We start from the raw sequence: 25,544 nt of genomic DNA, 5'->3' as shown, positions 1-25,544 counted from the left end.
TCCTTCATCTAGACTTCGGCCCGACAGGCTTACTCCTGCCGGGTCTTTCCTTTTTTGGTCACGCTCTCGCGGTCGGGTCCACTCGGTTGGCTTGTAGCCACCGGCTGAAATCTTCGCGGGGATAGCGGGGCGTTCGCCCAATCCGTACAAACGCGGGTCCAGTGCCCTTACGTCGCCAATCGGCCAACGTGCTTTTGCTCCGCCGCGTGACGGCGGCAATGAAGTCCTCGTCGAGCAGTTCGTCCTCAAGTATGTGCATTTAAGGCTCGTCGGTTGCGCTCGGTTGTCGTTGAGGCAGATTGAGAGATACAGAGACCTTCAAACAGGTCATTTGAATCTCCCGTTACCTCGCCACCTACGCCGCCGCCTCCGCATGTACAGCCAAACCGGCCTCACAGCGAACAGACCGGAGAGGCTAGCAACGGCGGGATCAGAGATGCCGAACCCTTCGGCGGCTAGTTGAAGGATGGCCCAACGGTCGTTGAAATTGGCCTGCGCGACAGGGAACTGCCGCACATCTTCCATCCCGCCGCAGGATTGCCCGTGCCTTCTCTGACGCATCTGCGCTAGCTTGGCCTCGGGGCTTCCGGGGGGGCAGCGCCGTGGCGGCGCTGGATCAGGGCGTTACGTTGTCCAGAAGCGCCGCGTAATGGCGAAGGGTATTGGCGGCCAACCGACAGTCGGTCGGGTCGAGCGTCGTTTCGTCGGCACTCTCAAGAGCGGCAGCGAGGGCTGCGGCGTGATCGGCTTCGGTGGCAATCTCAAGCGGCGGCATAGTCGGCCTTCCGCGTGTTGTCGTTGGCGGCTGGAGAGGTCGTCGGTTGCGACGCCAACCATGCATCGATCTCATCCAAATCGAACCGGCGCATGCGTCCGACGTAGATCGGCCGGGGAAAGGTCGGGTCGTTGAGAACCCTGCGGTCCAATGTGGATCGGCTGATGTCGAGATACGTGAGAAGGGTGTTTGCCTTTGCGTAACGCGCCACGGTAACAGCTCCTTGATGCTTGGTGACGCATCAAAACTAGCGTGGATGGCGGAGGGCATCAGCCCATTTAAGTCCCCCACTTCGCCGGAAACCATCCGTCGCTGTCCGTCGCTTGGATCGCCTACAGGGCGTCCAGTTCGTCGGTCCCCATGTAGCGAATATCGGCGTGCAGCTTCATGGCATCTTGCACGGTGGTTTTGCTGACGCCATGCCGTTTGCAGATGATGGTAACGGCGTGAGACGCCGAAGAGCCGGCGCGTCTCAGCCGTTCCACCGCAACCGCGATGTCATAGTCCCGCCGCGCCCTAAAGGCCGCACCACCGGAATCTCGGTTCTTGTGATTTTTCCAAATTTTCCCGACCGTCTCGTTGTCGATCGTCGCTTTATGGTCGCCCTGGTGCGCTCGTTCGGCAATAGCCCCAACTGCCTCTGCAAAGCGATCGATTTCGGAATTGATGGATTCGGGAAGCTCACATCCGTACTTCCGCGCAAGTGAGAATGCGCGCCACGCCGCCGAAACATCGCCTTCGCGCTCGAAGATTTCCACCATAACTGCGATTTCACCGCGTGCGATTTCTTGTGCTGAAGGGAGTTTGCTCACTTTCACGCCTCAGTCTTGAACTGAACGACATTCGATTGCCTTGGGGCGGTTAAGCCCGAAAGGTGGTCTGCCCACAAGTTCAGGGCGTGGCGCTTCTCCGCAAAGAAATCATGCCGCTGGTAGACACCAACAATGCCGGCGAATGTGCCTGACACATGGTTCATCACCTTTTCTGCAACAGACACGCTGACCCCAAGTTCAGCCATTCCTGATGCTATTGAGCGGCGGAAATCGTGGAGGCGCCACGGTGCGATAACTAGCGGTCGGATGCCCAACTTCTCCGCTTCTTCGCAGGCAATTTTGCGCATATCTGCGTCCAACCGCTCCTTCGCGTTGGAAAAACCTGAGATTGGCGTTTTGCCTGTGGTCGTGAAAACGAAGGGGGACTCGAAAAGCTTTCCAGTCTTTGAGTCGAGCACATGAACGCGATCGATGCTGGACAGGATGGCTACAGCTTGCGGGGGGAGGGGGATGGCGTGTTCCCTGCCGTTTTTCGATCGCGTCGCAGGCAGCACCCACACAGGGTTAGTACTGGCTAGGTCGAGCTCCTCCCAGTTCATCCCGGCAACTTCATCTCGGCGCTGCCCGAGGATGAGCAGAAGCCGGAAGAACGGCCGCCACGGCCAATCCATCCGGTCAATTGCAAGCAGTAAAACCCGGAGTTCCGGATCAGAGAGGGTCCGGTCGCGCGGCGTTTCCGTAGCAACCGGCTTCGTGCGCTCAAACGGGTTCTCTTCAATAAGCGCTTTATCGATGCACCATCCGAAAAACGTCCGGGCTGCGGCGCGGGTCCGATTCGCCAGCACCGGTGTTCCTCGATCCTTTATGGCGTCGATCAGCCTGATCGCGTCTGCGCGCGAAATGTCGTCAACGCGCCGTTTCGACCAAACACCAAGCTCCTTAGACAAGAGGCGCTTCAATTCCCCGGCGGATTTCATGCCATTCACTTTATCGCGGTAGTAGCGATCTAGGACTAGTGCAACCACATTGTCTCGGCGGCGCGCCTCTTTTTCTTCGGCTTCGATCTGCGCCATTTTTGCTGCGCGCTCAGCCCGACGCGTCGCAGCTGGATCGTCGCCGGTGGCACGTTTTCGGCGCGCGTCGCTTGCCAAATCGCGCGCTTGGCTCAGGGTAATCGCGCCCGGTCCGGCGGCGGGGCCGAGTGTCAAGGTCACGTCCCGGCCAGTGTCGGGCCGTTTGTAGCGGAATGCGAACGACTTCTCGCCGCTCGGATAAACTAGCAACCTCAGTCCTGGATGCCCCACGTCTGTGATGGCATAGCGCTTCGGCTTCGGCTTCGCGCCGGTAATCGCAACCGCCGACAGCGGCTTTCTCATTATCTTGCACCTTCTCAAAGTCCCACTTCAAGTCCCACCTATATGTTGACTGGTGGTGATGTGCAATGAGGCGTTAAGAGGCGCGGAACTAAAATAAGTATCTGAAAAAAGACGATTTTGTTCTTTTGCTGAGTGCTTCTGATAGTGCCTGATTTGGTGGAGCGCCTGTCTGTGGAACAGGAGGTCGGTGGTTCGAACCCACCCAACTGTACCACCCTCATTCCACCCTCTTCACCTCACCGCCTTCATTCCGCCACCCGCCAAGACGATGCCCTCGCTCGCGTCAGCGATGCGCGGACATGCGTTGCGGTTTTGGGCCGACTCGGCGCTTGATGCAGCGCGCCGGCGCGAACAGCCCTTGATGCCAACAGGGCTCGCGGCCGCGGCGCAGCACTCGTGCACAGCAACATCACCGTACCCCCGCGCCGCACACAGCAACGTGCGCCGCGGGTGCTCGACGCACTGCGGCCGGGTTGATAAGCCCGCATCCCACAAGGAGATTTTGAGAGCAGATGACCGTTGCCATCGAGATGGGACAGACGACAGCAGGCGCTGCGGCGACGCTGGATCTTGAGGAACTGCTGGCAACCCGGCTTCTGGTGCAAGGCAATTCAGGCTCCGGCAAATCCCATCTGCTGCGCCGGTTGCTGGAACAGAGCGCCCCCTGGGTGCAGCAGGCCATCATCGATCCGGAAGGCGACTTCGTGACGCTCGCCGAGCGGTTCGGCCATCTGGTGATCGACGCCGAGGACCATACCGAGCGCGGCCTGCAGGTCGCCGGCGAGCGCGCCCGCATTCACCGGGTGTCGACGGTGCTCAATCTCGAAGGGCTGGACGCCGAGAACCAGATGCGGCGCGCCGCCGCCTTTCTGGGCGGGCTGTTCGACGTCGCCCGAGACCATTGGTACCCGATGCTGGTGGTGGTCGATGAAGCGCAATTGTTCGCGCCGGCGGTGGCGGGCGAAGTGTCGGACGAAGCGCGCAAGCTGTCGCTGAGCGCCATGACCAATCTGATGTGCCGCGGCCGCAAACGCGGCCTGGCCGGCATCGTGGCGACGCAGCGGCTCGCCAAGCTCGCCAAGAACGTCGCCGCCGAGGCCTCCAATTTTCTGATGGGCCGCACCTTTCTCGACATCGACATGGCGCGCGCCGCCGATCTGCTTGGCATGGAGCGCCGGCAGGCCGACGCGTTCCGCGATCTGGAACGCGGCCAGTTCATCGCGCTCGGGCCGGCGCTGTCGCGCCGCCCGCTTGCGCTGCGGATCGGCCCGACCGAGACCAAGCCGCGCAATGCCACGCCGCGGCTGATGCCGCTGCCGGAAGCCACGTTGGAAGACGCCCGCGCCGTGGTGCTGGCGGCGCCGCCGCCTGAGCCGGTTCGTGCGCCGCGCCGCACCGTGGCGCCAGACCTGCTCGGCCAGTTGATGGCGGCGAAATCCGCGGCCGCGGCGCTGGAGCCGGCGGCCGAGGCCCCTGAACAGCCGCAGCTCAGCGCTGAACAGATTGCCGAGCGGCGCGAGCGGATGGACAAGATTTTGGCGGCGGTGATGGCGCAGCCCGACGCCGGCTTTCAGGCGATCGGCGTGCTGTATCAGGAGTTTGGGGTGCGGTGCCGGATCGAGGGGCTGGCCGCCGCGGTGCCCGACCTCACCGAGTTCCGGCGCATGCTGACCCGGGCGCGCGCCGGGCTGGGTTCGGCCGACATGGCCGACAATGACGAATGGCAGGACGTGATGCTGCGCGCCTCGATTCTGCCCGAGGACATGCAGGGCCTGTTCCTGATGATCGCTCGCGCCGCCAAGGAGGGCTGGCCGTGCCCGAGCGATGCCACGCTGGCCCGCGCCTATGGCTCGCGCTCGCTGCGCCGCGCGCGGCGACTGCTGACCTATATCGAGGAACAGGGCCTGATCGTGTGCCAGCTCGACGGCGCCGGCCGGCGGATCGTGACGCTGGTGGAACTGGCCTGGGCGACCGCGCCCGGCGATCCGGACGCCGACGAGGCGCCGGTCGAGGAATGCAGCGACGTGCCTGCATGATCTGACCCGCGCAAGCCGGCTCGGCGGCCGGCAGCGCGCGGTGGAATCCGTTCAGCGTCGGCTTGCGCATCGGCTGGGTTCGGCGCAACCTGTTGGCATCTGCAGTGGACGGCTGCGGATCACGTTGTCATGGATGGGTGGGCTTTAGGTTCATCGCATGGGGTGTTGCGCCGCGGGGCTGCCGATGTGCGGTCCTGCCTCCTGGTTGGCTGCGGCCAAGCGGGGCGCATGGCGCAGCGTCCGTCGCCCAACACTATCCCGGCACGCCGCCACGGCGCGCGCCGGGACGCAGAGCAAAGGTCGGCCGGCCAGGCCGCATGGGGTGAAAGCAAACAGCAACGCGCGCAAGCGCATTTGGGGGACGGCCATGGGAAGGCGAGCGAATGCCGCGAAGTTCGGTCTGATGACGGCGGTGGTCTTGTTGGCGGTCGGCTCTGATCGCGCCGCGGCCTACACTCCCGAGCAGCAGGAAGCCTGCACCGACGACGCGATGCGGCTGTGCGGCAGTTTCGTTCCCAACGTCGACCAGATCACCGCCTGCATGATCCGCAACAAGACGCAGCTGTCGCAGCGCTGCGCGGTGTATTTCCAGCCGCCGCCGCGCGCCGCCTTCGCCAACAAGCCGCCGCGTCAAGCCAAGTCGCAGGATAAGTCGAAGGCCAAATCGCAGGCCAAGTCGCAAGCCAAGTCGCAAGCCAAGTCGCAAGCCAAGTCGCAAACCAAGTCGCAAACCAAGCCGCGCACCAATGGATCGACCGGCTCCACGGGATCGTAAAGCGCGCGCCACATCCTTCGGCATCAATGGAGATCATGTCCGCGCCTCGCGGGCATCGACGTTGAAGGCCCACCCGCGGCGATCGATTGGATGCAATGACCGCTGGTATCATGCGTTGCACCGTAACCAGTGGTGCTCGCTATTGCAGTTCTAGACCACGAAGTTGCCACACCTGATCACGGCGCGCTCAGGAACATCCAAGGCCTTGCCGCTTTGCTTCCCGATACAATGTTGTCGGGAGGAAACGAGTGTCGCATCCGAGCAAGGCGGACCTTGATCGCCATCTGGCGCAGTTGCAGCACAGATTGTTACCGAGGCCAGCACGTTTGGTCGGCTGGCTACGTCGTCCGTCATCACGATGGCTGCGATTTCCGCTGGCTATCGCACTGATCGTGGGCGGTGTGTTCAGTTTCTTGCCGATACTCGGGCTGTGGATGCTGCCGCTCGGCATGATCCTGATCGCGCAGGATGTCGCAGTGCTGCGCCGCCCGGTGATCCGTGGACTCTCATGGGCCGAGCGCAGAATGGCGCGCTGGCAGCATCGTCATGATCATGAACGGCATCGCGATCATGATCTGCATCGCGCCCCGCGCACGCACCGCATTCATCGTGTGACGCAAAAATCAGAACTGCTGTCGATCAAATAACGGCAACGCTGCTATCAAGCAGCAAAATTTGTCTTTCGCGAATCAAGCGTGTGATTCAACCTTCTGCCAAGTAGCCTTGGGAGGCCGTCGGATGAATGTCATCGTCTTTGCTTCGCGTAAAGGTGGGTCTGGAAAGAGCACCTTGGCCGCCCATCTGGCCGCACAGGCTCATAGGCCGAACCGTCCCTGCCTGTTGATCGATGCCGACCCTCAAGGGTCGCTGGCGCTGTGGCACAAGCTGCGCGACAGCAACGAGCCGCCGCTCAAGACCGCGACGCGCTCGGTCAACGATCTGATCGCCGCTGCCAAGCGCGAAGGCTATCAGTGGGTGTTCATCGATACCCCGCCCAACACCTCGCCGGTGGTCGAAGACGCGATCCGCGCCGCGACCATGGTGATCATTCCGGCACGTCCCGGCGTGTTCGACGTCAACTCGGTGCAGGAGACCATCCAGTGCTGCCGCACCGCACGCAAACCCTATGCGGTGGTGATCAACGGTGCGCCGGCGCGCCGCGACGATGTCGAAAGCCGGATCGTGGCGCTGGCGCGCGAGGAGCTTGGCAAGTTCCGCGCGCCGGTCTGGACTGGGCAGATCACCAATCGCGCCGATCTGGTGCTGGCGCTCGGCCATGGCGAAGGCGCCAAAGAATATTCATCGGAGGGCCGGGCCGCGTCGGAGATCAGCCGGCTGCTCGCCGCGATCGAGCGTTCGATCAAGGCGATCCGCGGCGCCGCCACCAACAACGGCACCATGCACAAGCAGGCGGCTTGATCGCCTGCTTGTAACGGGGCTGCTGCTCTTTGCTGAGGGCGGCAGGCCACCAGTTGAGCTGTGAGTGCGGTTCAAGCGTCGCCAAGACGCTGGCCGCGTTTTGCTATGCTTGGTGTGCTGTGCTTGCTGCGCCGTGCTTGTCGCTATGTCGCGTGAGAGATCATCATCCCAACAAGGGGGATCGGCGTTGGCCTTAGCCAAATGCTGGTGCTGCGCGATCACGTGCACGCAACGAAAAGATGACGTGCACGCAAAGAAAAACCGGGTTCGATGAACCCGGTCAAGGTAGGCCTTAAAGGCCGACACAATCACCTTCCAAGAGGGAACTGATCCGCCGCGCCGCTGGAGGAGGGGGACAATGCGCAGCGCGGAGCCAGTATCGAAGTAAGTATGACCTTCGCGATGGGTAGGCGGCAACTGCACACACCGCATGTCTGTCATGCGATGTGTAGTCATTAATCCGCCTGGCGATCGAGAGCGCGTTGCCAGCCGATCAAGACGGCCAGCGCTGCGCCTTGCTGACCACGAAGTCGCGGAACACTTGCACGCGCGCCACCGACTTCAGTTCCTCCGGATAGACGAAGTAGGTGTCGAGCTGGATCGAGTCGGATTCGCCGAACAGCTGCACCAGCTTGTTGTTCTCTTCGACCAGATAGTCGGGCAGCGCGGCGATGCCGAGCCCCTGCTGGCAGGCGCGGATCACGCCCAAAATGTTGTTGACCTTGAAATAGGGCTCGCGCGGGCCAAGGCCGTTGCGGCCGGCATCGATCAGCCAATTGCGGTTCTGCAGATGCGGCGGCACATGGGTGTCGCCGAGCACGATCAATCGGTGATGATCGAGTTCCTCGAGCGTGCGCGGCGTGCCGAAATGCTTGATGTATTCGGGCGAGCAATAAGCGTGGAAGCCGATCGAGAACAGCTTGCGCTGGATCAGGTCCGGCTGGGTCGGCTTGCGGGTGCGGATCGCGACGTCCGCTTCGCGCATCGACAGGTCGAGTTCTTCGTCGGTGACAATCAGCGAGATGCGGATTTCCGGATAGAGCGTGGTGAATTCGCCGAGCCGCGGCACCAGCCAATGAATGCCGAGCCCCGGCGTGGTGGTGACCTTGAGGTCGCCACTCGGCCGTTCGCGGCTGTCAGTCAGCTTGGCGCGCGCCGCCTGCAGTTGCATGAACACGTCATGCGCGGTGCGGAATAACAGGTCGCCCTGTTCTGTCAGGATCAGGCCGCGGGCGTGGCGATGAAACAGCGAGACTGACAGCTCCTGTTCCAGCGCGCTCACCTGGCGCGACACGGCCGATTGCGACAGGCCGAGCTGCTCACCCGCATGGGTGAAGCTGCCGGCTTCCGCCGCCGCATGGAAAACCTTCAGCTTGTCCCAGTCCATATCGGAAAATCCGTCGCGAGATCTGGCCATCGTCATTCCGCCGCGACTCGTTCGGTACTCTGCGCGGCCAGAAAACGTTCAACTTCGAGCGCAGCCATACAACCCATGCCGGCCGCGGTGACTGCCTGTCGATAGGTCTCGTCCGCGACGTCGCCGGCCGCGAACACGCCCGGCACCGAGGTCGCGGTCGAATTCGGCGCGACCTCGACATAGCCGGACGGCTTGAGTTTGACCTTGCCCTTCACCAGTTCGGTGGCAGGCGCATGGCCGATCGCGATGAACACGCCGTCGGCAGGCAACTCCGTCACCGCGCCGCTGTTGACGTCGCGGATTTTCAGGTGCGTGACCTTGTGCGGATTGTCAGTGCCGCCGATCTCATCGACCGCATGGTTCCAGATCACCTTGATCTTGGGATGCTTGAACAGCCGGTCCTGCAGGATGCGTTCAGCGCGGAAATGATCGCGGCGATGCACCACCGTCACTTGGGTGGCGAAATTGGTCAGAAACAGCGCTTCTTCGACCGCGCTGTTGCCGCCGCCGACCACCACGACTTCCTTGCCGCGATAGAAGAAGCCGTCGCAGGTCGCGCAGGCCGAAACGCCAAAGCCCTTGAACGTCTGTTCGGACGGCAGGCCGAGCCAGCGCGCCTGGGCGCCGGTGGCGAGGATCACGGTGTCGGCGAGATAGACCTCGCCGCTGTCGCAGGTCAGGCGGAACGGCCGCTGGCTGACGTCGAGATCGGTCACGAGGTCGGTGACGATCTTGGCGCCGACATGCAGAGCCTGCTTTTCCATCTGCTCCATCAGCCAGGGGCCCTGGATCGGCTCGGCGAAGCCGGGGTAGTTCTCGACCTCGGTGGTGATGGTGAGTTGCCCGCCGGGCTGCATGCCCTGAATGAGAATCGGTTCGAGCATGGCGCGCGCAGCGTAGATCGCCGCGGTGTAGCCAGCCGGTCCCGATCCGATGATGACGACTTTCGTCTGAACCGGATTAGCCATAGGTCGATGATCGCTTCCTGCAGGAACGGTGGATGCGGCTGATCATGCAAGCAAGCATCGCGTTCATTCCGAAATGTAGGTCATCTGGTAAGCTATGCAAGATTTGCAATCCATACCGGCAAATTTTCCCCTAACTTTGGTTCCTGTGCACGGTTTGCGAAATAAAATTACGCACGCGCCCCAACTGCGCTAAAAGGGTCCGATTTGCTTCGATGGGCTGCGACGGGACTGCGCGCGCGTGACCAAGAATCTTGATGATATTGACCTGAAGATTCTCAGTGAAATTCAGGCCGACGGCCGGATCACTAATGTCGAGTTGGCCAAACGAGTCGGAATATCGCCGCCGCCCTGTCTGCGGCGGGTGCGGACCCTGGAAGACGAAGGCTATATCCAAGGCTATCGCGGTTTGCTCGATCCGGGGCGGCTCGGTTTCGATGTCACGGTGTTTGCCTCGGTGCATCTTTCCAGCCAGGCCGAGGCCGATCTGCGCGGCTTTGAGGAATTCGTCCGCAATGAGCCGCTGGTCCGGGAATGCTGGATGCTGTCGGGCGAGGTCGATTTCATCCTGAAATGCGTGGCGCCGGATATGGCGACCTTTCAGCACTTCGTGGCCCATCTCACCGCGGCGCCGCATGTCCGCAACGTCCGCACCTCGCTGGTGCTGCGCAATTCCAAATATGATGCCGCGGTGCCGTTGGAATTGAAGGGCGAGGACTGAGCAGCCGCCGCGCTGTCGCCCATCTGCTTACGGCGTTCGCAGGCAGAACATTTTCGGGCGGAACGCCCGAAAAAGCGGCCGCCGCCAGGGCGCCCACAAAATGAAAAAGGCCGCAATCGCTGCGGCCTTTTTGAATTGTGTAGTGGTGGTGGAGGGCGTCGCCGCTCAGATCCACTCGACCTTGGTGATCTCGTAGGCCTTGGCGCCGCCCGGCGCCATCACTTCCACCGAAGCGCCGGTCTTCTTGCCGATCAGGGCACGCGCCAGCGGCGAGGTGATCGAGATTCGGCCCTTCTTGGCATCGGCTTCCGGCTCGCCGACGATCTGCCAGACCGCCTTCTTCTCGGTGTCTTCATCGATCAGCGTCACGGTGGCGCCGAACTTGATGGTGTCGCCGGACAGCTTGGAAATGTCGATCACGTCGGCGCGCGCCAGCTTGTCCTCGAGTTCGGCAATCCGACCCTCGTTGTGCGACTGCTCTTCCTTGGCCGCGTGGTATTCGGCATTTTCCGACAGGTCGCCATGAGACCGCGCCTCGGCGATGTGCTCGATGATGCGCGGACGATCCACGGATTGACGCTGCTTCAACTCCTGCTGAAGTGCGGCGTATCCGCCCGCTGTCATCGGTACCTTTTCCATAGCGATCTTCGTCCTTCAACGTGGTCGTCACGTGGTCCCGTGATGTGGCCCACACGAAACGGTTATCAAGTCAGTTGGAGCCGCTTGTGCGGCCGCTGATTGCGGCCGAAGCAGAACATCTCCGCGCATTACGAGTTCCTGGTCGCCGGCGTTTTCGCGGCGACCAATGCTCTCGCCGGGCCGCGTCCAGAGGGCGGCCCGGAATCTGCTCAAGCCTCGGAAAAATAGCTCTGCAGGGTGCGGACCTCAAGGTCACCCTCAAGATAGGCTCGGATTCCCTGTGCTGCGGCAACAGCGCCTGAGAGAGTGGTGTAATACGGAACTTTGTGCAAGAGGGCAGCGCGCCGCAGCGAACGGCTGTCGGCGAGCGCCTGCGGGCCTTCCGTGGTGTTGAACACCAGCTGGATGTCGCCATTGGTAATGGCGTCCACGATGTGCGGACGGCCTTCCAGCACCTTGTTGACCTTCTCGGTCGGCACGCCGTTGTCGGTCAGGAACCGCTGCGTGCCCGACGTCGCCATCACCTTGAAGCCGGCTTCATGCAGCAGCCGTACCGCTTCCAGGATGCGGTGCTTGTCGGATTCGCGCACCGACACGAACACCGTGCCCTTGCGCGGCACGCGGGTGCCGCCGCCGAGCTGGCTCTTGGCAAACGCGACCTCGAAGCTGCGGTCGAGACCCATCACTTCGCCGGTGGAGCGCATCTCCGGGCCCAGCACCGTGTCGACGCCGGGGAAGCGCGCGAACGGGAACACCGATTCCTTGACGCCGACATGCTGCAGCGCGCGGCGCTTCAGGCCGAAATCGGCGAGCTTTTCGCCGGCCATCAGCCGCGCCGCGATCTTGGCGACCGGGGTGCCGATCACCTTGGCGACGAACGGCACGGTGCGCGAGGCACGCGGATTGACTTCGAGCACGTAGATCTCGCCGTCCTTGATGGCGTACTGCACGTTCATGAGCCCGACCACGTCGAGGCCGAGCGCCAGATCGTGGGTCTGCCGCTCCAGCTCGCCGATCATCGCTGCGTCGAGCGAATGCGGCGGCAGCGAGCAGGCCGAGTCGCCGGAGTGAATGCCGGCTTCCTCAATGTGCTCCATGATGCCGACGATGAAGGTGTCCTTGCCGTCGCACAGGCAATCGACGTCGACCTCGATGGCGTCCGACAGATAGCGGTCGAACAGCAGCGGGTTGGTGCCGAGCACGGTGTTGATCTGCCCGGTCTTGTCGTTCGGATAGCGCGCCTTGACGTCGGCGGGCACCAGTTCCGGCAGCGTGCCGAGCAGATAGTCGCCAAGCTGCGCTTCCTCGCGGATGATCTGCATGGCGCGGCCGCCCAGCACGTAGGACGGGCGCACCACCAGCGGCAGGCCGAGCTCGGCCGCCACCAGCCGCGCCTGCTCGACCGAGTAGGCGATGCCGTTCTTGGGCTGCTTGAGCTTGAGCTTGTCGAGAATGCGCTTGAAGCGGTCGCGGTCCTCGGCGAGGTCGATCGCGTCCGGCGAGGTGCCGAGGATCGGCACTTCCGCGTCTTCCAGCGCGCGCGCCAGCTTGAGCGGGGTCTGGCCGCCGAACTGCACGATCACGCCATGCAGCGTGCCGTTCTTGCGTTCGGTGTCGATGATTTCCAGCACGTCTTCGGCGGTGAGCGGCTCGAAATACAGCCGGTCAGCGGTGTCGTAGTCGGTCGACACCGTTTCCGGGTTGCAGTTCACCATGATCGATTCATAGCCGGCGTCGTGCAGCGCGAAGCAGGCGTGACAGCAGCAATAGTCGAACTCGATGCCCTGGCCGATCCGGTTCGGGCCGCCGCCGAGGATGATCACCTTCTTCTTGTCGGAAGGCGCGCTTTCGTCGGCCAGCGCGCCGGCGAACGGCGCTTCATAGGTCGAGTACATATAGGCGGTCGGCGAGGCGAACTCCGCCGCGCAGGTGTCGATGCGCTTATAGACCGGGCGCACGCCGAACGATTGCCGCAGCTTGCGCACCTCGGCTTCGGTGGTGTTGGCCAGCACCGCGAGGCGGGCGTCCGAGAAGCCCATCATCTTGAGCGAACGCAGGCCGAAGGCATGGGTCGGCAGACCGTCGGCCTTGACCTTGTTCTCCATGTCGATGATGCCGCGCATCTGCGCCAGGAACCACGGGTCGATCTTGCAGGAGGTGAAGATCTCCTCATCCGTCCAGCCAAGACGCATCGCCTGCGCCACCTGCAAGATGCGGTTCGGCGTCGGCGTGCCGAGCGCGGCGCGGATCGCGTTCTTGTCGTCGCCGCGGCCGAGGCCCTCGATCTCGATTTCGTCGAGGCCGGTCAGGCCGGTTTCGAGACCGCGCAGCGCCTTTTGCAGGCTTTCCTGGAAGGTGCGGCCGATCGCCATCACTTCGCCGACCGACTTCATGGCGGTGGTCAGGTTTGGGCTGGCGCCGGGGAATTTTTCGAAGGCGAAGCGCGGCACCTTGGTGACGACGTAATCGATGGTCGGCTCGAACGACGCCGGGGTCGCGCCACCGGTGATGTCGTTGGCGATCTCATCGAGCGAATAGCCGACCGCGAGCTTGGCCGCGACCTTGGCGATCGGGAAGCCGGTGGCCTTGGAGGCCAGTGCCGAGGAGCGCGACACGCGCGGGTTCATCTCGATCACGACCATGCGGCCGTCCGCAGGATTGACCGCGAACTGCACGTTGGAGCCGCCGGTCTCGACGCCGATCTCGCGCAGCACCGCCAGCGAGGCGTCGCGCATGATCTGGTATTCCTTGTCGGTCAGCGTCAGCGCCGGCGCCACCGTGATCGAGTCGCCGGTGTGCACGCCCATCGGATCGAGGTTTTCGATCGAGCAGACGATGATGCAGTTGTCGTGCTTATCGCGCACGACCTCCATCTCGTACTCCTTCCAGCCGAGGATCGACTCTTCGATCAGCACCTCGTTGGTCGGCGAGGCGTCGATGCCGCGCTCGACGATCTCGATGAACTCCGGCTTGGTGTAGGCAATGCCGCCGCCGGTGCCGCCCATGGTGAAGGACGGCCGGATCAAGGCCGGGAAGCCGATCTCATCCAGCGCGCGCAGCGCGTCGGGCAGGTTCTTGACCTGACGCGAGTTCGGCGTTTCCAGGCCGATCTTGGTCATCGCCTTGCGGAACCGCTCGCGGTCTTCCGCCTTGTCGATCGCGTCGGCAGTGGCGCCGATCATCTCGACGTCGAATTTCTCCAGCGTGCCGAGCTTGCGCAAGCTCAGCGCGCAGTTCAGCGCGGTTTGGCCGCCCATGGTCGGCAGCAGCGCAAAGCCGCCCGGAACGACATAGCGTTCCTTCTCGATGATCTTGGCGACGATCTCCGGGGTGATCGGCTCGATATAGGTCGCATCCGCCAATTCCGGGTCGGTCATGATGGTGGCCGGATTGGAATTGACCAGGACGATCCGGTAGCCCTCGGCTTTCAGCGTCTTCACCGCCTGGGTGCCGGAATAGTCGAATTCGCAGGCCTGTCCGATCACGATCGGGCCGGCGCCGATGATGAGAATCGTCGAAATGTCAGTACGTTTGGGCATGCGGTCTCGCTGGTGCGGCGGGCGGAAATCCGGGCACAAAAAAAGGGCGCGCAGCGGCGCGTCCCTTGACTGTCAGGCGCCAGGCTCACCTTGCGCGCCGGGCCTGTCTTTAGACCAGATTGCGCAGCCGGGGAAGGGCCTTAGCAGCGCATCAACCGCAAATGAGCGTTGCGGCGGTGCTGACCTTTCGGGAACCTGTGGGCAAGCGCTGCGGCAGCTTGGAGGCCCGGCCTGGACTTGAACCAGGAAAAGGAGCGTTGCACCGCTCCTGCGTTAATCTTCCGCCACCGGGCCGGAAACATCTATGACTCTTTGTCGCAGCAAGTTCCATGGTGATGTCTCGGTAACCCTAACTCTGCGGCTTTGGTTGAGCGCTGCAACAAGGTGGCCGGTAACTGATTGAAGTTGCGCGGCGCGAATGCTGGTCAGTTGCAATAATGGTCGGCGCGCGCTTGGCGGGTGAGCGCGGCGCGCGTCGCGATCAGCCGGCTTTTGGACGCGCTGCCGGCCGCTGCAACGATCGCCACCTCGCTCCGTATCTAGCTGCAAAGGTGGCCGACATCAGCCGCCGCCGCAGTGGAGATCGTCCGATGACCCGACCTCTGTTCCGATTGGCTTGCGGCGCGGCCGCCGCCGCTTTGGCGCTCTGGCTATGGCCGATGCCCGCTCTGCGCGCCGCCGAGCAAGCGGTGGTGCTGCCGGCGCCGGCGCTCGATCCGCCGGGGCCGGGCGATTTGCAGTCCGTTGTGCTGGCGGGCGGTTGCTTCTGGGGCGTGCAGGGCGTGTTCCAGCACACCGCGGGCGTGGTGTCCGCCGTCTCCGGTTACTCCGGCGGCAGCGCCAGCACCGCGAACTACACCGCGGTCACCACCGGAACCAGCGGCCATGCCGAAGCGGTCAAGGTCACCTATGATCCGCAGCGCATCAGCTATGGCCGGTTGCTGCAAATCTTCTTCTCGGTGGTGCACGATCCGACCGAACTCGACCGCCAGGGACCGGATGTCGGTTCGCAATATCGTTCGGCGATTTTCACCACCAGCGATGCGCAGCAGGCCGTCGCCAAGGCCTATATCGCGCAGCTCACCGCCGCGAAAGCTTACGGCAAGCCGATCGTTACCACGGTGGCGTCACTGCCCGGCTTTTTTGTCGCCGAGGACTATCATCAAAACTACCTGACATTGCACCCGCGGCAGCCCTATATTGTCTTCAATGATCTGCCGAAGATCGCCAACCTGAAGGAGCTGTTTGCTCAGGACTATCTCGACAAGCCGACTTTGGTGCGCCGCGACCAGATGGCGCACTAATGGGCCGATGATCGGGGTGACCCGGCGATGCGCGAGACTGGGCTGAGCAACAGTCACGGAGGAAACATGTCCGAGGCCTCGGAAGCGACAGGCAAAGTCGTGAAGACCGACAGCGAGTGGCGCAAGGAACTGACGCCGCTGCAATTTGCCATCCTGCGCGAGAAGGCCACGGAGCGGCCTTTCTCGGGCGAGTATGAACACGAGACCGCGCCGGGCACTTATGTCTGTGCCGGCTGCGGGCAGCCATTGTTCGAGTCCGATACCAAGTTCAATTCCGGCTGCGGCTGGCCGAGTTTTACTGCGCCGGTCGATGGCGATCGGATCGACGAACAGCGCGACCTCAGCCATGGCATGATCCGCACTGAAGTGCTGTGCTCGCGCTGCAGCGGTCATCTCGGCCACGTGTTTGACGACGGGCCGGGCCCGACCGGGCTGCGCTACTGCATCAATTCGGCGGCGCTGAAGCTGGAAAAGAAGTAGTTTGATTGTGTAGTTCCCCCGTGACCCGGCCTCGCGGAAACTTCACGGCGCGTTTGACTTCGCGGGCGGCATCTCACCGTCATTGCGAGGAGCGCAGCGACGAAGCAATCCACACTCAGTGTGCGGCGCTGGATTGCTTCGCTTCGCTCGCAATGACGGGTGGAGAGGGCGCGCCTTGATGGCATGGGCTGGGCCAGAATGACGAGGTGGATTGGCAGCGCTCCTAAGCGGCTTCCCCGTCGCAACGCCAGTTGCCACTACTCCTGCCTTTACTACGTCATTGCGAGGAGCGCAGCGACGAAGCAATCCAGGTGAAGCTATCCGGCGTGCTGTTCTGGATTGCTTCGTTTCGCTCGCAATGATGGGGAGTTGGTGTGCTCAACCGCTGCGAGCGGCTGCTCTCTCGTCTCCGGCCTCCGATCAGCTGCGCCGCCGATCCAGCAATCGCAGTACAATCAGCGCTGCCGCTCGATCCAGCGCCGCAGCAGCCGCAGATTGCGCAGGTTGGCGCGGAACACCACGTCGAACGCATCGCCCAGCACCGGCACCAGGCCGATCGCGCCATCGAGCGCGACATTGCCGACCATGCGCGCGGTGACGTGCCACGGCGCGCCGAGTTCGCGCGCCTCGCGCACGATCCACAGCGAGATCGCGGTGGTGATCACATCGCCGACCACCGGCACCAAGCCGATCAACCCGTCGAGACCGTAACGGACATTGGTTCCGGGAATCACGAACGCGGTATCGAGCAGACGGGCCAGCGCGTCGAGCCGCGCCAGCCGTTGTTCGCGGCTGAGCGGCGCGCTGCCGAACGCCGCATCGCCGAACGTCTGGAACGAGGCGCCTTGGAATGGCGCATCCTGGAACCGCGCCTCGCGGGCGTCGAACTCAGTGTCCTTGAACCGGGCCTGCCGCAACAATTCGGGCGGCAACTCGCGGCCGTCCTGATCGATGATCGGGCCTTCTGCGCGCGAATTTTTGGCGCGCGTGCGACCGGCGCCGGAATAAGCGCGAGAGTGGCGATGATAGGCGAAGCTGTCTGGGTTCAGCATGGCATCGAGATAACGCCGCAACGCCGCGACACAAGTTGCGTCACGCGGTCGCGGTCAGCGTCGCCCGGCCAGTTCCGCGGCAGCTCAGTTGCAGGGATGGCGCTTGCCGTCCTGGCCGCGATAGGCGGCCGCGCTCTGTTTGCACAGAGCCGAGGTCGGGCCGTCATAGGTCACCACCGTTCCCGGCCAGGGGCTCGGCCCAAAATTATGAGCGAACGGGTTGCGCGCGTTCATCAACGCCACCACCCGAGCCTCCTGGTTGGCGAGCGCGGGCGCGGCGGTGGTCAGCAGCAGGAGTACGGTGCAGCCGATGGCAGTGCGAGCGGTCATGGCGTTCTCCAGATGTTGGTCATTAAGCGAACGTGCTGGAGCTGGTTCCCTTGCCCGCGAAATGAGCAGGGGTACGCTCAGTGAGCTATGCGTCAGGCCTTGAGCCAAAAGCTGCCGCGACCTTGACGAAAAAGCGCGAATGCCCTGGAGTTTCGACAATCGGATTCAGTTTCATTTTAGCAATCGGCGCCACCCTCCCGACATAACTGATGGAGGGTGCTGTGTTTGTTGTGGCGTTTCTGCTCGCCGCTGCGGCGGCCGTATTCTTCAGCGCAGGCCATGGCGAGCTGCCATGGTCACACGATATCTGCCGCTATGGCGACGTGCTGTGTCAGCAGCCGTCATGGCTCGGCATCCCGGCGCTGCTATCGCTGATCTGGGCGCTATTTCTGCGCGTCGACCGGCTGTAGCGCCAATTGCTCGATGCCGCGCACGATGGCGCCAGCATGGGCATGGTGCGCCATGTGGCCGGCGCCTGGCAAGGGCCGCAATTGCGCATGCGGCAGCGCCCGCGCCAGCGCCTCGGCGTGCACGTTGGGCGGTACTACCGGATCGGCATTGCCGGCGAAAATCAGCGTCGGCGCGGCGATGCTGGGGTAGCTCGGCACGGTCTCGATCAGCTGATCGCGCAGCGCCGCATATTCCTGCAGGCTGGCGCTGAACCGCGCCGGCGTCAGCCCGAGCGTGAGCCGGCTGCGCGCGGCGTAGTCGGGCGGCGGCGCTTCGGGGCGGAACATGCGCGTCACCAGCCGATCGAGCATCGCCAGCGACATCGGCAATAGCAGCGTATGCACCATCAGCGGGCCGACCAGCACGCCGGCGACGCGCTGAAACCATGGCAAACCTTCCGGCCGCGGATGAGTGGTCGGATTGATCAGCACCAGGCCGGCGACGCGGTGCGGATCATCGAGCGCGTAGCGCAGCGCGATCAGTCCGCCAAACGAATGGCCGACCACGATCAGCGGCCCGGTGACGCCGAGCGCGCTGATCAGCCCTTGCAGCAGCTTGACCTGATACGCCGCGGATGCCAGCGGCCCGGGGCCGGGCTCGCTAAACCCCTGGCCGGGCCGATCGGGGATGATCACCCGCAGCCGCTGCGCCAGCGGCGCACCCAGCGACATTTGCAGGTCATCAAGGCAGAGATTGGCGCCGTGCAGCAGCAGCACGGTCGGGGCCGCGGGCGAGGGCTGCTGGGCCGGCAGATCGTGCACATGCAAGCGCACGCCATCGACGGTGACAAAACGGCCTTGCGGCGGCTGGCGCGTGTCGAGTGTGCGGCTGAGCCATTTTGAGCCGACAAAGCCAAGGGCCAGGCCAATCGCACCGAGCAGGATCAGCGTCAGCAGCACCGTCAGCATTGTAGCCCCTCACATTCCATTCTTTCGCCGCCAACGTCGCGCCACAACGTCGTCCGACACACATTTCACCACGATGCGCGCGGCATTGTCAGCCGATCAAGAGCATTACCGAAATTTCACAAAGCTGCTGTGCGATCAATCAATTGATCCTTCGCAAAGGCGTGCTGTGCTTTACGGTCTAAGCGGCATGATGGTAATCGAGCGATGTTCTCATGGATATGAAAACCAACCCGTCGATCATGAAACAGCCAGCTGCAGCGCCGCCGCGTCGCGCTGCGGCCCGCGCGCTGATCGCGCTGTGGCAGCACAAATGGTCGGTGGTGCTGATCGTACTGGCGCTGGGCGGCGCGGTGCTCGGCGTGCTGCGCTTGCTGTTCGGTCCGGAAGTGGTGGCGGCGCGCGTGGCGCGCGGCAATCTGGTGCAGAGCGTGGTGGCGAGCGGCCACATCGAAACGCCGTTCCGGGTTGAGATCGGCAGCCAGATCACCGGCACCGTCAAGGATGTGCTGGTCAAGGAAGGCGAGCAGGTTCGCGAAGGCCAGCAATTGATCGCGATCGAGGCCAACGAACTCGCCGCCAATGTCGTGCAGAGCCAGGGCGCGGTGGCGCAGGCCGAGGCGCGGGTGCGTCAACTGCGCGAGCTGGTGAAGCCGGCTGCCGAACAATCCTTGAAGCAGGCGCGCGCCAATCTGCTCAACGCCGAAGCGGCTTATGAGCGTGCGTCGAAACTCGCGGCCGGCGGCTTTGGCACCCGCGCCACGCTCGATGAAGCCACCAAGAATCTCGACGTCGCGCGCACCCAGGTGCGCACCGCGGAGCTGCAGGTGTTCACCTCCAGCCCCGAGGGCAGCGACTATGTGATGGCGGAGACGCAGCTGGCGCAGGCGCTGGCCACTCTATCGACGGCGCAGGCGCGGCTGGGCTACGCCACCATTGTCGCGCCGCGCGAGGGCGTGCTGATCACCCGCAATGTCGAGCGCGGCAGCGTGGTGCAGCCCGGCAAGACGCTGCTGGTGCTGGCGCCGGCTGGCGAAAGCCAGATCGTGGTGCAGATCGATGAGAAGAATCTCGGCCAGCTTGCGCTCGGGCAGAAGGCGGTGGCTTCCGCCGATGCCTATCCGGATCAGCGTTTCAACGCGGTGCTGAACTACATCAACCCGTCGGTCGACATCAATCGCGCCTCGGTCGAGGTCAAGCTGTCGGTGATCGATCCGCCGAAATATCTGCGCCAGGATATGACGGTGTCGGTCGATATCGCCACCGCGCAGCGTGACGATGTGGTGATCGTGCCGGCGCGCGCGGTGCACGATGCCATGACCGCGCCGTTCGTGCTCAAGGCCGTGAACGGCCGCTCCGTGGTGCAGAAGGTCAAGCTCGGGCTGCGCGGCGTCGGCTATTTCGAGGTGATCGAAGGATTGCAGCCCGGCGATCTGGTGATCCCGCTCAATGCCGGCGTCAAATCAGGGCAGCGGATCCGTGCGGTCGCATCATGAAGCGCTGGCTGCCGTTCGAGTGGATTGCCGCGGTCCGCTTCCTGCTTGACGGAGCGCTACAGACCCTGGTGATCGTCGGTGGCATTGCGATCGGCGTCGGCGTGATCGTGTTCATGTCGGCGATGCTGAGCGGCCTGCAGGCCAATTTCATCAAGCGCGTGCTGACGTCGCAAGCGCATATCCAGCTGGTGCCGCCCGATCAGGTGGCGCGGCCGCTGCGCGATGACGATGGAACGTTCGAGGCCGCCACCGTACAGCGCCCGACCCAGCGGCTGATCTCCATCAATCAATGGCCGAAGATCCGCGCCGAAATGCAGACCCGGCCCGATGTCATCAACGCCGCCGCCACCGCGTCAGGCTCGGCGCTGGCGCTGCGCGGCGACGCCAGCCGCGCCATCACCCTCAATGGCATTGAGCCCGACATCTATTTCAAGATCGTCAAGGTGCCGGACTACATGGTCGCCGGCGATTCCCAGATCACCACCGAGGGCATTCTGATCGGCACCGAGCTGGCGCGCGATCTCGGTGCGGTGCTCGGCGACAAGATCATCGTCAACACCCCGATCGCCGGCAGCCGCATCCTGACCATCAACGGCATCTTCGATCTCGGCAACAAGGGCGCCAACCAGCGCACCACCTTTGTCCGGCTGCGCAACGCCCAGAGCATGCTCGGCCTGATCGGCGGCGTCACCTCGATCGATCTCACCGTGAACGACATCTACAATGCCGACGTGATCGCCAAGGAAATTCAGGCGATGCTGCCGGTGAAGGCCGAGAGCTGGATCAGCACCAATGCGCAATTCTTCACGGCGGTGCGGGCCCAGCAGAATTCCAACACCTTGATCCGGCTGTTCGTCGGCCTGTCGGTGGCGTTCGGCATTGCGGCGGTGCTGATCGTGTCGGTGATCCAGCGCTCCAAGGACATCGGCATTTTGCGTGCCATGGGCACGCGGCGCGAACAGATTTTGCGCATGTTCCTGATCCAAGGCGGGCTGCTGGCCTTTGTCGGCGCGTTGATCGGCTCGGCGCTCGGCGCCTTCGCGCTGATCATGTGGCATCGCTATGCGCGCCAGGTCGATGGCAGCGAGCTGTTTCCGCTGATCCTCGAAACGCGATTGTTCGTGATGGCGTCCGTGCTCGCCACCGCAACCGGCATCGCCGCGGCGATCGCGCCGGCGCTGCGGGCGGCGCGGCTTGATCCGGTGGTGGCGATCCGTGGCTGAGGTTCTGCGCCTGGAAGGAATCCGCAAATCCTACAATGTCGGCACGCCGGTCGAGACCGAGGTGCTGCATGGCATCGATCTGTCGATCCAGTCGGGAGACTTCCTGGCGCTGATGGGGCCGTCGGGCTCAGGCAAATCAACGCTGCTCAACATTATCGGCCTGCTTGACCGGCCGACCGCGGGAAGGCTGGTGATCGATGGTCACGACACCGGGGAGCTTGGCGATGCGGCGCTGACCAAGCTGCGCGGCCAGACCATCGGCTTTGTGTTTCAGTATCACTATCTGATCTCGGCCTTTACGGCGCTTGAGAACGTCATGATGCCGATGCTGGTCGATCGCGGCCACCCGGATGACGAGATGCAGGCGCGCGCCGCGGCGCTGATCGACCGGGTTGGCCTTAGCCGCTGGGCCAACAACAGCGCCAGCAACATGTCGGGCGGTCAGCAGCAGCGCGTCGCGATCGCCCGCGCGCTGGCGATGAATCCCAATCTGGTGCTGGCCGACGAGCCGACCGGCAATCTCGATACCCATTCGGCCGAAGCGGTGTTCGCCTTGATGCGCGAGATCAATCGCGAGCGCGGCACCACCTTTTTGATGGTGACGCATAATCCTGGGCTCGCGGAGCGCTGCGACCGCATTATCGAAGTGGTGGACGGCAAGGTGGCGTGAGGCAAGTCGGTCGTGGCGTGCGGTGCCTTGACCGCCGCCGAGTGCAACTCATCACCCAGATGAGGGCGACCGGCCGCCGCCTCATTATTGTGCGAGTTCACGTACCGGCCGCAATCCATCGCTCGGGTGGCGATGGCATGATCCGCTCAGTGGCTGTCGTCGCCGCAGCAGCATGAATCCTGGCCGAACTGCTGAAGTCCGCCGGCGATGAACGCAGAGACGACTTCGGCGACGCTCCCGTGGGCGCCGGTGAAGTAAGGCTTGATTCCGACCTGCAGGAATCCCAGCAGCGGCCGTTGCCCCATGCCGCCCGCGGCGATCGCCGTGACGCCGTGCGATGCGAGCAGGTTGACTGGTACCATGCAGCCGCCCTTGCTGTGCTCCGGCACCGGCACCACCGAGGTGTTTTCGATCTTGCCATCGTGCAACGCCACCAGGGTGAAGGCGTCGCAGTGACCAAAATGCGCCGACGGTGAAGCGTCGAGCCCACCGGGGGCCTTCGAGGGAATTGCAAGTAGCGTATTCATGAGGTCACTCGATCTGTTGAATTGTGAAAGTGGGCCACCACGGCCTGCCAGGCTTGTCGAACGGAACTGCCGATGCCGCCGTCCTCGATCTCGTCCATCGTGCGGCCTTCGGTCAGTGCCCTGACGACCGAAGGCAGATAGGGGATGCTGGCGAGCAAGGCGTAGCCGCGTTCGGCGCAGAATGTTTCGATGAATACCGCGAGGTCGGAGTTGAGGTCGGCCTTGTTGAGAACGACGCCGACCGGCCGTTTGAAATGATCGCACAGGTCGCAAATGCGAACGAGATCGTGCACCCCGGACACTGTTGGCTCGGTCACCGCCACGACGAAACTGGTGCCGGTGACGGCGCCGATGACGGGGCAGCCGATTCCGGGCGGGCCATCGGCAATGATGTATTCGAATGCGCCGGCGCGGCACGCCTCGTGCGCCTCCTCGCGTAGTCGCGTTACGAGAAGGCCGGAGTTCTCCTGGCCGGGATAGAGTTCTCCATGCAGCATGGCGCCGATCGCAGTGCGCGAGCGGAACCAGCGGCCGGACAGGCGCGGCTGCATCGCGATCGCTTCGAACGGACAGAAATACGCGCACACGCCGCAACCTTCGCAACGGCTCGCATCAATCGTGGTGCCCTGTGCGCTCGACACGATGGCGTCGAAGCGGCAATAGCTTGCGCACGCCCGGCAGTTTGTGCACGATTCCGCGTGGAGGACGGCCGTCTGGCCGGCGTAGAACTCATGGGAGTCGAGCACCTGCGGATGCAACAGGATGTGCAGATCGGCGGCGTCGACGTCGAGGTCGCAGACGACCGATCGGCCGGCTAATTTAGCGAAGGCGGCGGTGACCGAGGTCTTGCCGGTGCCGCCCTTGCCGCTCACGACGGTGATCTCCCGAATCATGCCGCGTCACTCCGTTTTGCGAGCGCGCGCACCGAGCCGGCCAGCGCCGTGATGCGGTGGCGCAGGTCCGCTGCCATCAATTCGAGCGGTTCACCGCGGGCGCAGCCTTCGGCGATGTCTCGTTGGAACGGAATTTCCGCCAGCACCGGCAACGCATGCCGGCGGCAATAGTCGTGGATGAGTTCGTCGTCGCCGAGGCCCGCGCGATTGATGACAACCCCGACGGGAACGTTGTCGGAATGGAAAGCCCTCGCAGCGAGACCGAGATCGTGCAGACCAAACGGGGTCGGCTCCGCCACCAGCAGCACGACGTCGACGTCGCGCAGCGCGGTCAGCGCTGGGCAGTTGGTGCCGGGAGGCGCGTCGATGATGACGTCGCCGGGGCTCTCGCGCAGCATGGCGTCGACCCGCGCGCGGAGCTGACGGATCAGCGGCGGACAGGTGTTCTCGCAGACCCGCATTCGTCCGCCGACGACGCGCAGATCGGCCGAGACGCCGTCGCGGGTGCTTGCCCGCCCCCAGGAAATCACCCCGAGGTCACGTTGGCCGCGACCAAATACGCCGCGCTGGCACACCTGCAAGCAACCGTCGCACCCGTGGCAAAGCTCGGAGAACACGACCGGGCTGCCACTCCCCATGAAGATGGCATTGAAGGCGCAGATGTCGCTGCAGGCGCCGCAGCTGTTGCATTTTTCCGGATGAAGAACGACCGGCACGTCGAGCGTGGCCTGCTGCTCCCCGTCGACCGTCGGCGACAGAAGCAGGTGTAGGTTCGGCGCCTCGACATCCATATCGACGGCGAGGCGCGGCGCGTCCCAAATGCGGGTTAGGGCGGCAGCGATCGTCGTCTTGCCGGTGCCACCCTTGCCGCTGGCGATGGCGAGGATCATGACGTCCGCGCGCCGCTTGCCTCGGGGATCAGGCCGAGTGATTCACGCACGGTCCTGCCCTGCGCCCCCTCGATGGCGGCAATGCCGGCGGCGCTCAGCGCCCGTGCTGCCTTCGGACCGATCGAGCCCGTGACCACTTTCACGACATGGGCCTTCGCCAGTCGCTCGACGACGGCGGGGCCGGCCCCCTGCGCCTGGGCCTGAGCGTCGCGATTGGAGAGGCAGCTCCAGCGCTGCGCCGCGGGGTCGAACAGAACGAACCATTCCGCCCGGCCGAAGCGCGGGTCGATCTCGGCATCCGGCGTCGAATCTCTCGCGCTGACAGCAATCCAACCCATCTTTGATTCTCCTGCTTCACTATTTGTCGCCTCCGCTATCGGTGCGGTGGCGGGACGTGTGTCGAGCCGGCGGCGGGCTCGTCGCCGACCGCATCCGCTCTCTGGTGCTGCGATGGCGGTTTCAACGGGGCCACCATCGATCCTGATGGCCCAGCCTTGCGATAGCGCCGTTGCCACCGCTGTGCGCGCCTCGGCCAAGAGCCGCGAGAAGGTCGAGCGCGAAATGCCCATTCGGGATGCCGCTTCGACCTGCTCAAGACCCTCCACGTCGGCGAGCCGCAACGCCTCGAGACCATCGAGAGGAAGCACGGTCTCGACGAGGTTGGACAGCGGGACGCCCTGAGGCTTGTAGTAACCGATCAGGGCGGCGTTCTGGATCAACCGGAGTTTTCGTGGTCGCGGCATCGTGTGTCCGTTTCGGGTGTGTGTTCATAATACGAGGGGTGACGCTGTCAACCGAATTTTGCACATATGTGCATATTGAGAGCGGGGGCTGACTGTTACCGACAAGCACAGGGCGCAGATCGCCGCAGATCCAGCCGACGCTCCAA

At 63.7% G+C, this 25,544-nt stretch carries 28 protein-coding genes and 1 tRNA gene; 11 read left to right on the top strand and 18 right to left on the bottom strand.

The window, feature by feature from the left end; genetic code table 11:
* Positions 1-58: 58 nt before the first annotated feature.
* From BJ122_RS19890 to BJ122_RS10575, 5 genes are all read right to left on the bottom strand, one after another.
* Positions 59-259, bottom strand: a complete 201-nt coding sequence (locus tag BJ122_RS19890) for a helix-turn-helix transcriptional regulator (protein ID WP_103011107.1) — start codon at positions 257-259, stop codon at positions 59-61.
* Between the two features lie 357 nt (positions 260-616).
* The gene (locus BJ122_RS19260) at positions 617-775 is read right to left on the bottom strand and encodes a hypothetical protein (protein WP_181418928.1); all 159 of its coding nucleotides are present in this window, start codon (positions 773-775) and stop codon (positions 617-619) included.
* Entirely contained in the window at positions 762-986 is a 225-nt protein-coding gene (locus tag BJ122_RS19010) for a helix-turn-helix transcriptional regulator (protein ID WP_037267671.1), read from the bottom strand. The genes BJ122_RS19260 and BJ122_RS19010 overlap by 14 nt, the downstream gene beginning before the upstream one ends.
* A 121-nt stretch (positions 987-1,107) precedes the next feature.
* Positions 1,108-1,593, bottom strand: a complete 486-nt coding sequence (locus BJ122_RS10580) for a hypothetical protein (protein ID WP_146031308.1) — start codon at positions 1,591-1,593, stop codon at positions 1,108-1,110.
* A complete protein-coding gene (locus BJ122_RS10575) occupies positions 1,590-2,924 on the bottom strand; it encodes a tyrosine-type recombinase/integrase (RefSeq protein ID WP_103011104.1) in 1,335 nt (444 codons plus the stop codon). The genes BJ122_RS10580 and BJ122_RS10575 overlap by 4 nt, the downstream gene beginning before the upstream one ends.
* 512 nt (positions 2,925-3,436) lie before the next feature.
* Between BJ122_RS10575 and BJ122_RS10570 the strand changes: the two genes are divergently transcribed.
* From BJ122_RS10570 to BJ122_RS10555, 4 genes are all read left to right on the top strand, one after another.
* On the top strand, positions 3,437-4,960 hold the full coding sequence (locus BJ122_RS10570; RefSeq protein WP_110781000.1) for a helicase HerA domain-containing protein: 1,524 nt from the start codon (positions 3,437-3,439) through the stop codon (positions 4,958-4,960).
* Positions 4,961-5,327: 367 nt separating this feature from the next.
* On the top strand, positions 5,328-5,735 hold the full coding sequence (locus tag BJ122_RS10565) for a hypothetical protein (RefSeq protein WP_146227180.1): 408 nt from the start codon (positions 5,328-5,330) through the stop codon (positions 5,733-5,735).
* A 248-nt stretch (positions 5,736-5,983) separates the two neighbouring features.
* The gene (locus BJ122_RS10560) at positions 5,984-6,382 is read left to right on the top strand and encodes a hypothetical protein (protein WP_245407692.1); all 399 of its coding nucleotides are present in this window, start codon (positions 5,984-5,986) and stop codon (positions 6,380-6,382) included.
* A 91-nt stretch (positions 6,383-6,473) separates the two neighbouring features.
* A complete protein-coding gene (locus BJ122_RS10555; protein WP_110780998.1) occupies positions 6,474-7,154 on the top strand; it encodes a ParA family protein in 681 nt (226 codons plus the stop codon).
* Positions 7,155-7,446: 292 nt separating this feature from the next.
* On the opposite strand, the gene BJ122_RS19885 is transcribed toward BJ122_RS10555, so the two are convergent.
* The 3 genes from BJ122_RS19885 to trxB form a co-directional block, all read right to left on the bottom strand.
* Positions 7,447-7,581 (bottom strand): TilS substrate-binding domain-containing protein, encoded by a 135-nt coding sequence (locus BJ122_RS19885; RefSeq protein WP_181418927.1) that lies wholly within the window; start codon positions 7,579-7,581, stop codon positions 7,447-7,449.
* Between the two features lie 66 nt (positions 7,582-7,647).
* A complete protein-coding gene (locus BJ122_RS10545) occupies positions 7,648-8,571 on the bottom strand; it encodes a LysR family transcriptional regulator (protein ID WP_181418926.1) in 924 nt (307 codons plus the stop codon).
* A gap of 2 nt (positions 8,572-8,573) precedes the next feature.
* Positions 8,574-9,539: a thioredoxin-disulfide reductase gene (gene trxB / locus BJ122_RS10540; RefSeq protein ID WP_110780995.1), complete on the bottom strand. Its 966-nt coding sequence runs from the start codon at positions 9,537-9,539 to the stop codon at positions 8,574-8,576.
* A 238-nt stretch (positions 9,540-9,777) separates the two neighbouring features.
* Here trxB and BJ122_RS10535 point away from each other — a divergent pair, with 238 nt between their 5' ends.
* Positions 9,778-10,257, top strand: coding sequence for an Lrp/AsnC family transcriptional regulator (locus BJ122_RS10535; RefSeq protein ID WP_110780994.1), 480 nt, complete (start codon positions 9,778-9,780; stop codon positions 10,255-10,257).
* A 165-nt stretch (positions 10,258-10,422) separates the two neighbouring features.
* Here BJ122_RS10535 and greA read toward each other — a convergent pair whose 3' ends face one another.
* From greA to BJ122_RS10520, 3 genes are all read right to left on the bottom strand, one after another.
* Positions 10,423-10,896: a transcription elongation factor GreA gene (greA, locus tag BJ122_RS10530; protein ID WP_110780993.1), complete on the bottom strand. Its 474-nt coding sequence runs from the start codon at positions 10,894-10,896 to the stop codon at positions 10,423-10,425.
* A 209-nt stretch (positions 10,897-11,105) separates the two neighbouring features.
* The gene (gene carB, locus BJ122_RS10525; RefSeq protein WP_110780992.1) at positions 11,106-14,435 is read right to left on the bottom strand and encodes a carbamoyl-phosphate synthase large subunit; all 3,330 of its coding nucleotides are present in this window, start codon (positions 14,433-14,435) and stop codon (positions 11,106-11,108) included.
* 219 nt (positions 14,436-14,654) lie between these two features.
* A tRNA-OTHER gene (locus tag BJ122_RS10520) sits at positions 14,655-14,729 on the bottom strand.
* A 296-nt stretch (positions 14,730-15,025) separates the two neighbouring features.
* Between BJ122_RS10520 and msrA the strand changes: the two genes are divergently transcribed.
* Positions 15,026-15,739 carry a peptide-methionine (S)-S-oxide reductase MsrA gene (msrA, locus tag BJ122_RS10515; protein ID WP_110780991.1) on the top strand — a complete coding sequence of 238 codons (714 nt, stop codon included), beginning with the start codon at positions 15,026-15,028 and terminating at the stop codon, positions 15,737-15,739.
* 66 nt (positions 15,740-15,805) lie between these two features.
* Positions 15,806-16,219: a peptide-methionine (R)-S-oxide reductase MsrB gene (gene msrB / locus BJ122_RS10510; protein ID WP_110780990.1), complete on the top strand. Its 414-nt coding sequence runs from the start codon at positions 15,806-15,808 to the stop codon at positions 16,217-16,219.
* 455 nt (positions 16,220-16,674) lie between these two features.
* On the opposite strand, the gene BJ122_RS10505 is transcribed toward msrB, so the two are convergent.
* Positions 16,675-17,271 carry a DUF4112 domain-containing protein gene (locus tag BJ122_RS10505; RefSeq protein ID WP_110781065.1) on the bottom strand — a complete coding sequence of 199 codons (597 nt, stop codon included), beginning with the start codon at positions 17,269-17,271 and terminating at the stop codon, positions 16,675-16,677.
* 84 nt (positions 17,272-17,355) lie between these two features.
* Positions 17,356-17,601 carry a hypothetical protein gene (locus BJ122_RS10500; protein WP_110780989.1) on the bottom strand — a complete coding sequence of 82 codons (246 nt, stop codon included), beginning with the start codon at positions 17,599-17,601 and terminating at the stop codon, positions 17,356-17,358.
* 221 nt (positions 17,602-17,822) lie between these two features.
* On the opposite strand from BJ122_RS10500, the gene BJ122_RS10495 reads away from it, so the two are divergent.
* Positions 17,823-18,011 (top strand): hypothetical protein, encoded by a 189-nt coding sequence (locus BJ122_RS10495; protein WP_146227179.1) that lies wholly within the window; start codon positions 17,823-17,825, stop codon positions 18,009-18,011.
* On the opposite strand, the gene BJ122_RS10490 is transcribed toward BJ122_RS10495, so the two are convergent.
* Positions 17,985-18,959 (bottom strand): alpha/beta fold hydrolase, encoded by a 975-nt coding sequence (locus BJ122_RS10490; RefSeq protein WP_110780987.1) that lies wholly within the window; start codon positions 18,957-18,959, stop codon positions 17,985-17,987. The two genes, BJ122_RS10495 and BJ122_RS10490, sit on opposite strands and share 27 nt — an antisense overlap.
* A 239-nt stretch (positions 18,960-19,198) precedes the next feature.
* Here BJ122_RS10490 and BJ122_RS10485 point away from each other — a divergent pair, with 239 nt between their 5' ends.
* The 3 genes from BJ122_RS10485 to BJ122_RS10475 are packed head-to-tail and all read left to right on the top strand — an operon-like array spanning position 19,199 to position 22,345.
* Positions 19,199-20,452 carry an efflux RND transporter periplasmic adaptor subunit gene (locus BJ122_RS10485; protein ID WP_245407700.1) on the top strand — a complete coding sequence of 418 codons (1,254 nt, stop codon included), beginning with the start codon at positions 19,199-19,201 and terminating at the stop codon, positions 20,450-20,452.
* Positions 20,449-21,675 (top strand): ABC transporter permease, encoded by a 1,227-nt coding sequence (locus BJ122_RS10480; protein WP_110780986.1) that lies wholly within the window; start codon positions 20,449-20,451, stop codon positions 21,673-21,675. The genes BJ122_RS10485 and BJ122_RS10480 overlap by 4 nt, the downstream gene beginning before the upstream one ends.
* Complete coding sequence (locus tag BJ122_RS10475) at positions 21,668-22,345, top strand: ABC transporter ATP-binding protein (RefSeq protein WP_110780985.1); 678 nt, start codon at positions 21,668-21,670, stop codon at positions 22,343-22,345. Before BJ122_RS10480 ends, BJ122_RS10475 begins: the two co-directional genes overlap by 8 nt.
* 146 nt (positions 22,346-22,491) lie before the next feature.
* Here the strand turns inward: BJ122_RS10475 and BJ122_RS10470 are convergent, their stop codons facing one another.
* The 4 genes from BJ122_RS10470 to BJ122_RS19450 are packed head-to-tail and all read right to left on the bottom strand — an operon-like array spanning position 22,492 to position 25,398.
* A complete protein-coding gene (locus tag BJ122_RS10470; protein ID WP_110780984.1) occupies positions 22,492-22,872 on the bottom strand; it encodes a NifB/NifX family molybdenum-iron cluster-binding protein in 381 nt (126 codons plus the stop codon).
* On the bottom strand, positions 22,869-23,765 hold the full coding sequence (locus BJ122_RS10465; RefSeq protein WP_210205448.1) for an ATP-binding protein: 897 nt from the start codon (positions 23,763-23,765) through the stop codon (positions 22,869-22,871). Before BJ122_RS10465 ends, BJ122_RS10470 begins: the two co-directional genes overlap by 4 nt.
* On the bottom strand, positions 23,762-24,655 hold the full coding sequence (locus BJ122_RS10460; RefSeq protein WP_110780983.1) for a nucleotide-binding protein: 894 nt from the start codon (positions 24,653-24,655) through the stop codon (positions 23,762-23,764). Before BJ122_RS10460 ends, BJ122_RS10465 begins: the two co-directional genes overlap by 4 nt.
* The gene (locus BJ122_RS19450; RefSeq protein WP_283808446.1) at positions 24,652-25,398 is read right to left on the bottom strand and encodes a DUF134 domain-containing protein; all 747 of its coding nucleotides are present in this window, start codon (positions 25,396-25,398) and stop codon (positions 24,652-24,654) included. The genes BJ122_RS10460 and BJ122_RS19450 overlap by 4 nt, the downstream gene beginning before the upstream one ends.
* Positions 25,399-25,544: the final 146 nt, after the last annotated feature.

This window comes from Rhodopseudomonas faecalis (assembly GCF_003217325.1).
Classification (GTDB): domain Bacteria; phylum Pseudomonadota; class Alphaproteobacteria; order Rhizobiales; family Xanthobacteraceae; genus Rhodopseudomonas; species Rhodopseudomonas faecalis.
The sequence above is the reverse complement of the archived record's forward strand: the minus strand, read 5'-3'. Positions and strand labels throughout refer to the sequence as shown.

What these genes read in the sequence shown, in the direction of transcription:
- msrB (WP_110780990.1), top strand. Translation starts at nt 15,806, where the DNA reads ATGTCCGAGGCCTCGGAAGCGACAGGCAAAGTCGTGAAGACCGACAGC.
- BJ122_RS10480 (WP_110780986.1), top strand. Translation starts at nt 20,449, where the DNA reads ATGAAGCGCTGGCTGCCGTTCGAGTGGATTGCCGCGGTCCGCTTCCTG.
- carB (WP_110780992.1), bottom strand. Translation starts at nt 14,435, where the DNA reads ATGCCCAAACGTACTGACATTTCGACGATTCTCATCATCGGCGCCGGC.
- BJ122_RS10575 (WP_103011104.1), bottom strand. Translation starts at nt 2,924, where the DNA reads ATGAGAAAGCCGCTGTCGGCGGTTGCGATTACCGGCGCGAAGCCGAAG.
- BJ122_RS10500 (WP_110780989.1), bottom strand. Translation starts at nt 17,601, where the DNA reads ATGACCGCTCGCACTGCCATCGGCTGCACCGTACTCCTGCTGCTGACC.
- msrA (WP_110780991.1), top strand. Translation starts at nt 15,026, where the DNA reads ATGACCCGACCTCTGTTCCGATTGGCTTGCGGCGCGGCCGCCGCCGCT.
- BJ122_RS10545 (WP_181418926.1), bottom strand. Translation starts at nt 8,571, where the DNA reads ATGGCCAGATCTCGCGACGGATTTTCCGATATGGACTGGGACAAGCTG.
- trxB (WP_110780995.1), bottom strand. Translation starts at nt 9,539, where the DNA reads ATGGCTAATCCGGTTCAGACGAAAGTCGTCATCATCGGATCGGGACCG.
- BJ122_RS19260 (WP_181418928.1), bottom strand. Translation starts at nt 775, where the DNA reads ATGCCGCCGCTTGAGATTGCCACCGAAGCCGATCACGCCGCAGCCCTC.
- BJ122_RS10470 (WP_110780984.1), bottom strand. Translation starts at nt 22,872, where the DNA reads ATGAATACGCTACTTGCAATTCCCTCGAAGGCCCCCGGTGGGCTCGAC.
- BJ122_RS19890 (WP_103011107.1), bottom strand. Translation starts at nt 259, where the DNA reads ATGCACATACTTGAGGACGAACTGCTCGACGAGGACTTCATTGCCGCC.
- BJ122_RS10460 (WP_110780983.1), bottom strand. Translation starts at nt 24,655, where the DNA reads ATGATCCTCGCCATCGCCAGCGGCAAGGGTGGCACCGGCAAGACGACG.
- BJ122_RS10490 (WP_110780987.1), bottom strand. Translation starts at nt 18,959, where the DNA reads ATGCTGACGGTGCTGCTGACGCTGATCCTGCTCGGTGCGATTGGCCTG.
- greA (WP_110780993.1), bottom strand. Translation starts at nt 10,896, where the DNA reads ATGGAAAAGGTACCGATGACAGCGGGCGGATACGCCGCACTTCAGCAG.
- BJ122_RS10565 (WP_146227180.1), top strand. Translation starts at nt 5,328, where the DNA reads ATGGGAAGGCGAGCGAATGCCGCGAAGTTCGGTCTGATGACGGCGGTG.
- BJ122_RS10505 (WP_110781065.1), bottom strand. Translation starts at nt 17,271, where the DNA reads ATGCTGAACCCAGACAGCTTCGCCTATCATCGCCACTCTCGCGCTTAT.
- BJ122_RS10485 (WP_245407700.1), top strand. Translation starts at nt 19,199, where the DNA reads ATGAAACAGCCAGCTGCAGCGCCGCCGCGTCGCGCTGCGGCCCGCGCG.
- BJ122_RS10555 (WP_110780998.1), top strand. Translation starts at nt 6,474, where the DNA reads ATGAATGTCATCGTCTTTGCTTCGCGTAAAGGTGGGTCTGGAAAGAGC.
- BJ122_RS10465 (WP_210205448.1), bottom strand. Translation starts at nt 23,765, where the DNA reads ATGATTCGGGAGATCACCGTCGTGAGCGGCAAGGGCGGCACCGGCAAG.
- BJ122_RS19450 (WP_283808446.1), bottom strand. Translation starts at nt 25,398, where the DNA reads ATGCCGCGACCACGAAAACTCCGGTTGATCCAGAACGCCGCCCTGATC.
- BJ122_RS10570 (WP_110781000.1), top strand. Translation starts at nt 3,437, where the DNA reads ATGACCGTTGCCATCGAGATGGGACAGACGACAGCAGGCGCTGCGGCG.